Source organism: Candidatus Cyanaurora vandensis (assembly GCF_013285555.1).
In the GTDB taxonomy this organism is placed as follows: domain Bacteria; phylum Cyanobacteriota; class Cyanobacteriia; order Gloeobacterales; family Anthocerotibacteraceae; genus Cyanaurora; species Cyanaurora vandensis.
Map to the genome: position 1 here is coordinate 1 of NZ_JAAXLT010000179.1, position 5761 is coordinate 5761.

At 54.1% G+C, this 5761-nt stretch carries 6 protein-coding genes; 3 read left to right on the forward strand and 3 right to left on the reverse strand.

Annotation, left to right across the window (positions count from 1 at the left end):
• On the reverse strand, positions 1-1558 hold a 1558-nt coding region (locus HFM78_RS12645; RefSeq protein WP_287129808.1), incomplete at its 3' end, for an RNA helicase.
• A gap of 253 nt (positions 1559-1811) precedes the next feature.
• Here HFM78_RS12645 and HFM78_RS12650 point away from each other — a divergent pair.
• Positions 1812-1994 (forward strand): hypothetical protein, encoded by a 183-nt coding sequence (locus tag HFM78_RS12650; protein ID WP_287129809.1) that lies wholly within the window; start codon positions 1812-1814, stop codon positions 1992-1994.
• A gap of 634 nt (positions 1995-2628) precedes the next feature.
• Here the strand turns inward: HFM78_RS12650 and HFM78_RS12655 are convergent.
• Both HFM78_RS12655 and HFM78_RS12660 read right to left on the reverse strand, forming a co-directional pair.
• Entirely contained in the window at positions 2629-2958 is a 330-nt protein-coding gene (locus tag HFM78_RS12655) for a hypothetical protein (protein ID WP_287129810.1), read from the reverse strand.
• Positions 2951-3688, reverse strand: a complete 738-nt coding sequence (locus HFM78_RS12660) for a ParA family protein (protein ID WP_287129811.1) — start codon at positions 3686-3688, stop codon at positions 2951-2953. Before HFM78_RS12660 ends, HFM78_RS12655 begins: the two co-directional genes overlap by 8 nt.
• A 106-nt stretch (positions 3689-3794) precedes the next feature.
• Between HFM78_RS12660 and ahcY the strand changes: the two genes are divergently transcribed.
• Both ahcY and HFM78_RS12670 read left to right on the forward strand, forming a co-directional pair.
• Positions 3795-5102 carry an adenosylhomocysteinase gene (ahcY, locus tag HFM78_RS12665; RefSeq protein WP_287129812.1) on the forward strand — a complete coding sequence of 436 codons (1308 nt, stop codon included), beginning with the start codon at positions 3795-3797 and terminating at the stop codon, positions 5100-5102.
• Positions 5103-5253: 151 nt separating this feature from the next.
• A partial coding sequence (locus HFM78_RS12670; RefSeq protein WP_287129813.1) for a hypothetical protein occupies positions 5254-5761 on the forward strand: 508 nt, incomplete at its 3' end.

Here is a 5761-nt window from a genome sequence, read left to right on the forward strand (position 1 = left end):
GGCCGGGTGGGGGAGGAGTCTCTTGGGCTTGTTTCTCTAGGGTCTGGAGGATGCGACGGGCGGAGCGGAGTTTCTGGCGCAACTTCTCGTAATAGAGCAAATCCAGTTGGCTAACTGGCGGGTGCTGTTGGTGTAATGGATGCAATTCAGCCTTGAGTTCTTTTTCTTCGGCGTAGAGCGGTTCGAGGTGCAGGGTGGCGAGGTATTGCCCGAAACTCCGTTCAATCAGCGTCCGCGTCCCGGCGAGAGAATGGCGTTCTAGTAAATTGAGAACCATCCCGTAACTTGGGGTGAACTGACTGACTAACGGATCACTCTCCGAGAGGACGAGACGGGCGGCATCCTGGGCATTCTCAAAGGGACTGGGCATCACGACCACATGACCCACTGGGTCCATCCCGCGCCGTCCGGCCCGACCCGCCATCTGCAAAAATTCGGAAGCATGGAGCGTGCGGTGTCCGGTGTCGGTACGCTTGGAGAGCATCCCAATCACCGTGGTCCGCGCTGGCATATTAATGCCCGCTGCCAGGGTCTCGGTGGCAAAAACAACCTTAATTAAACCCTTCTGGAAAAGTTCCTCAACTAAACCTTTCCAGAGGGGCAGGACCCCGGCATGGTGGACTGCCATCCCGTTGTAGAGGGCGGCTAGTTGCGGCGTGCGGACGGCATCGGGTTGGGTGCGCCGGAACTCGTCAATGATGACCTGCAACTGGGCCCGTTCTTGGTCATTCACTAGCCGTAACGCGCCGACTTTGGTGAGGGCCTCATCACAGCCCCGGCGACTGAAGATGAAGTAGATAGCGGGTAACATATCGCGGCTAGCTAGCGCACTGACCACCACTTTCGGGTCGGGGACTTCAGAACGTTGGCCCTTGGCTCCCTTGGGGACCTTGAGGCTGGGATGGAGGGCGGTCTTCTGGTCGTTGAGTAGTTGCACCAAGCCCCGTGGTCCGCAGAAGTGATGGTGTAGGGGTACCGGGCGGAAATTGGAGTAGACCAAGCGGGTCGGTCCATGCACCCGGTCAATCCAATCGGTGAGTTGACTACTATTGGCAATGGTGGCGGAGAGGGCGACCAGTTGAATTTCGTTGGGACAATAGATGATGGTTTCTTCCCAAACCGTGCCGCGCTGGGAATCGTTCATATAGTGGCATTCGTCTAGAATCACAGCCTGGATATGACCCAAGGAAGTCCCCATCTCGCCCATCGGAATGCCGTAGAGCATATTACGGAAAATCTCCGTAGTCATCACAACGACAGCAGCATCTCGGTTTAAAGACACGTCTCCGGTCAATAGCCCCACAAGGTCAGGCCCAAAACTCTCACAAAAGTCGCGGTATTTCTGGTTGGACAAAGCCTTGAGCGGGGTAGTGTAAAAAACCCGCTTCCCCATTGCTAAGGCACGGTGGACAGCAAACTCGGCAATGACGGTCTTCCCGGACCCCGTGGGCGCACAGACGACCACCGAACGACCAGCAGTCAGGTGCCCGATGGCTTCTTGCTGAAATTCATCCAGCGGAAAGGGAAAAAGTTGCGCCAAGTCCAGGTCGGTTGCCAATGCTGTGTTAATGTGTTTACCCCAGTAACTACCCAAAGCTTAGCAGAGCTAACCGCTCCCCTTCCCACTCCCCCAAAGTACACCCCTGAAATTTAGTCACGCTTTAGTCACGAATTTTTATTGTTTATCTGTAATGCTTGTGTAGCAAGAGTTATGGGCCTTAGTAGTTCAGCTATACAAGCTGAGGGTCCGCAACATCGTTCAGCAAAGTGAGATGTGATAAAATGCGGACAGTTGGGCGCAAACCGCCAAGATGAAAACCATCAGCAGCCAAGAGTTTAAAGACAAAGTACCCCATTATCTGTCAGGTGATGAGGTATTGGTCATTAAGCGTCACAATCAAGTTATAGGTCTCTATATTCCTGCTAAACGGCTCGATGAAGCTGAATTCAAGCAAGCCCTAAAACAGTTTGAGAAGATGCTGGGTGTGGCCTAGGTGAGGAGACTTTTAGTAAAACTTTGGGTGAAGAGGGTTTAGATTTAGCTGTGAGCTTTCTACCCAAAATGGCTGATCTTTAATGAAGACGTTTTTAGCAAGAGTAAGCCTTACGCTTGAGGAACTGTGCGCTTAGCCGTAGATGTCAATATTTTAGTAAGTGAAATAAATCGTGAGCGTGGTCGCTTGTTGCTAGCTAGTTCAGGCCTAGAACTATACATGACGGAGCGAATTTGGGATGAACTAAAGAACGTTTTGCTATTAAGCTAAGGACTTACGCAAAGCGACGGGTGATGATAGCCTATGTATCGTCAGAACCCTGGCTGAGACTTCTTTGTAAGCACCTGTTACAAGAGAAATTAAGGGAAAAAGGAGCACCCTTAACTTGTTATGTCTTATCGAAAAATTCTAAAATTGATGGATTAAGATTACCGTTATGTGAAGCCCTTATAGAGACAGTAGGGTATGGCTTTGGTACCTTTCTGTCATGCATTCCAGGGCGTTTGGCGTATTACGAAGGACAAGAGAGCGTTATATTTGTGAGAGATAATTAGTTAACTTGATAATGAAAAGTTTACCCAACTTGGCTAGGGCAGTTAGGTAAACCTTCATCTGTTGGTTGGCTCTAACGTAATCACAGAATCATGTCATCTTGTTCGCGGTAGGTATGGCGGCGTTTGCTGAGTCCCTGCTGTTTGCGCCGCTCAGCCAAATCACGAGCAATTTTGTAGACCATCTGCTGTTCGGCTGGGGTTGACCCACGAAATACCGTTAGCACGGCCTCAATTAAGGTCTCGACTGTCGCACCTGACTCTAACCGCGCTAGAGCCAAGAACCTTACCGTCTCTGGGTCTAGGCGCAAGTGAATCGCCTTCGTTGGCACAATAGGAATAGAAGAAGTCGGGACCTGTGGCGGTGGAGCAGCAGGAACATAGCGAGTCTGCCGGGTAACGGGTTCAGCCATGGGAATTCAGTCTCCTGACGATGTCTCGGTAAGGCCAAAGGGAATTTTCACCTAATAACGTTGCTCCTAGGGCCATTTTTACCCCTAGAAACTCGCGTACACCAGCCAATTTTGTCACGCCTAAATCATCCACCTGCCGTAAAATCTCCTGCACGGCCCGGGGTTGCCGTTGCCCGATCCACACTTCCCGCATCGGCAAAACCCCCAGTAATTCCCCGACCTGGAGCCCCACCTCCCGCAATTCCGTTAAGAAAGCTAAGGTCTCCACTACTGCCACTAAACCCTTTGGGGTCACATCCATGGGGATTACTAAGGTATCCGCCGCACAACAAGCCATCACCGTCAGAACCGTCTTAGCCGACATCGTATCAACCACCACATAATCAAAATCATGCGCCACGAGCTTGAGTTTGTGCTGCAATAAAAGCTCCTGTTGATAGGGCGGCAACCCATTCAACTCCAACCCCAGTCCCCGGTCTGCCCCCACCACCCAAAGCCCAGAACCTACTTCCCGTAAGGCTTCCTGAATGCTGACCGTGCCCATCAACACCTCCAACACCGATGGAGCCGTCACCGACAGTGGCCCTCCTAGCCCAGTCGTTGCACTAGCCTGGGGATCAAGGTCTACGACCAAAACTCGGCTCCGTTCAGCCAGGAGTAACCCTAGTTGTACAGCGGTGGTTGTGCGCCCCATCCCTCCCGCGAGAGCCAATACCGTCACCACTTGCATCTTTGTACCTGTGTATCTTGCTATCAAGATAGCATAGTAGCAATCAAAAAATGCATTACAACGCGCCCTTTATTACGCCTTGACCCAAACCACCCCCTCTGTAACCATGGATCAAGACCAATCAGAGGAAAACCCGGTGCAAGCCCCGACCCTAAAACTTAACTATGAAGTGAAAGACCTGTCCCTTGCGGCCCAGGGTACCCAGCGCATCGAGTGGGCCGGAAGAGAAATGCCCGTCCTCAGACAGATCCGCCAGCGTTTTGCCCAAGAGCGTCCTCTAGCTGGTATCAAGATTTCCGCCTGTTGCCACGTCACCGCCGAGACCGCCAACCTCGCCATCGCCCTCAAAGCTGGGGGAGCCGATGCCGTCCTGATTGCCAGTAACCCCCTCTCCACCCAGGATGAAGTTGCCGCCGCCCTAGTCGTAGACCATGGCATCTCCGTCTATGCCCTGCGCGGTGAAGACACGGCTACCTACTTGCGCCACGTCGCCTTGGCCCTAGACCACCAACCGCACATCATCATTGACGACGGTTCCGATGTCGTCGCCACCATGGTTAAGGAGCGGCCTGAACTGTTGAAGAATCTCTTGGGGACCACCGAGGAGACTACCACCGGGATTGCTCGCCTCCGCGCCATGCTCACCGCCGGGGTCTTGACCTTCCCCGCGATTGCTGTCAATGATTCCCAGACCAAGCACTTCTTTGACAACCGTTACGGTACGGGTCAATCCACCCTAGACGGCGTTATCCGCGCCACCAATATCCTGCTCGCGGGTCGGGTTGTAGTCGTGGCGGGTTATGGCTGGTGCGGGAAAGGGACCGCGCAACGGGCACGGGGCATGGGTTCACGGGTGATCATCACTGAGATCAACCCCGTGGCGGCCCTCGAAGCACTCATGGACGGGTTTGAGGTCATGTCCATGGACCAAGCCGCTCGACTCGGCGACCTCTTCATTACCGTGACGGGTAATAAGCACGTCATCAACCGCAGCCACTTTCAGAGCATGAAAGACGGGGCGATTGTCTGCAACTCCGGGCACTTCGACATCGAGATTGACCTCGTGTCCTTGGGTGAACTCTCGACGGGTAAACGGAGCGTCCGGCCCTTCGTAGATGAGTACCTGCTAGAAGACAAGTCCATCATTGTCCTGGGTCAAGGGCGACTCATCAACCTCGCCGCCGCTGAAGGCCACCCCGCCAGCGTCATGGACATGAGCTTCGCTAACCAAGCCTTAGCGGTGGAATATCTCATCACCGAGCAGGGTAAACTGACCCCCGGTATCTACAACCTGCCCGCCTACCTCGACGAGCAGATCGCCCACCTCAAACTCGCCGCCATGGGAATCGGGATTGACACCCTCACCGCCGAACAGATCCATTACATGAACTCCTGGGACGAGGGCACCAGCTAGGACTACTAAATTGTGAATGAGGGGGGGCACGCTAGCCCCCTTTTTTTGTCCTGTCAAGGGGGTTGAACCCCATTATTTATCCCTAGACCGGGCCGATTTTACCCTGCCACCCCGCCTAGACTCGGTTCATAACCTAAACGAGGGCCGGACAATGCAACAAGGACTATGGTTGGCGGGGTTACTGTTTTTGGGTCAAGGGGCGGTCCTCGCTGACCCCAACTATCCCCTGACGGTCTATCAAGACCAAGATGACCGCGATGATAACCGCTACAACGACCGTGATGATGACCGCAACTACCGCCGCAATTACCAAGACCGCCAGGAACCCCAACTCCAAGTCCTCTCCCCCGCGCCCGGTGCCACGATCCAAGCCCAGCGACCCGTGATTCGCGTCCGGCTACAGGACCGGGGCAATAGTGGGGTGGACCGTTCGACCCTCCGCATTTTCCTGGACCGCACTGAAGTCACCGGGGTGCCCCGCTTTGAAGGCGATGAGTTTTACTTCCGACCAAGTTGGGACCTTAAACCGGGTTTTCATCGCCTCGCGCTAGTTGCCACGGACCGGGCCGGGAACCGCGCTGAAGAAGTCTCTTCCTTCACTGTGGATGACCAAAATAACAACTGGCAGGACCGGGGACCCCAGAGCCGCAATCTCACCC

Excerpts from the sequence above, each read along its gene's own strand:
- ahcY (WP_287129812.1), top strand. The coding sequence starts at position 3,795 with ATGGATCAAGACCAATCAGAGGAAAACCCGGTGCAAGCCCCGACCCTA.
- HFM78_RS12650 (WP_287129809.1), top strand. The coding sequence starts at position 1,812 with ATGAAAACCATCAGCAGCCAAGAGTTTAAAGACAAAGTACCCCATTAT.
- HFM78_RS12655 (WP_287129810.1), bottom strand. The coding sequence starts at position 2,958 with ATGGCTGAACCCGTTACCCGGCAGACTCGCTATGTTCCTGCTGCTCCA.
- HFM78_RS12660 (WP_287129811.1), bottom strand. The coding sequence starts at position 3,688 with ATGCAAGTGGTGACGGTATTGGCTCTCGCGGGAGGGATGGGGCGCACA.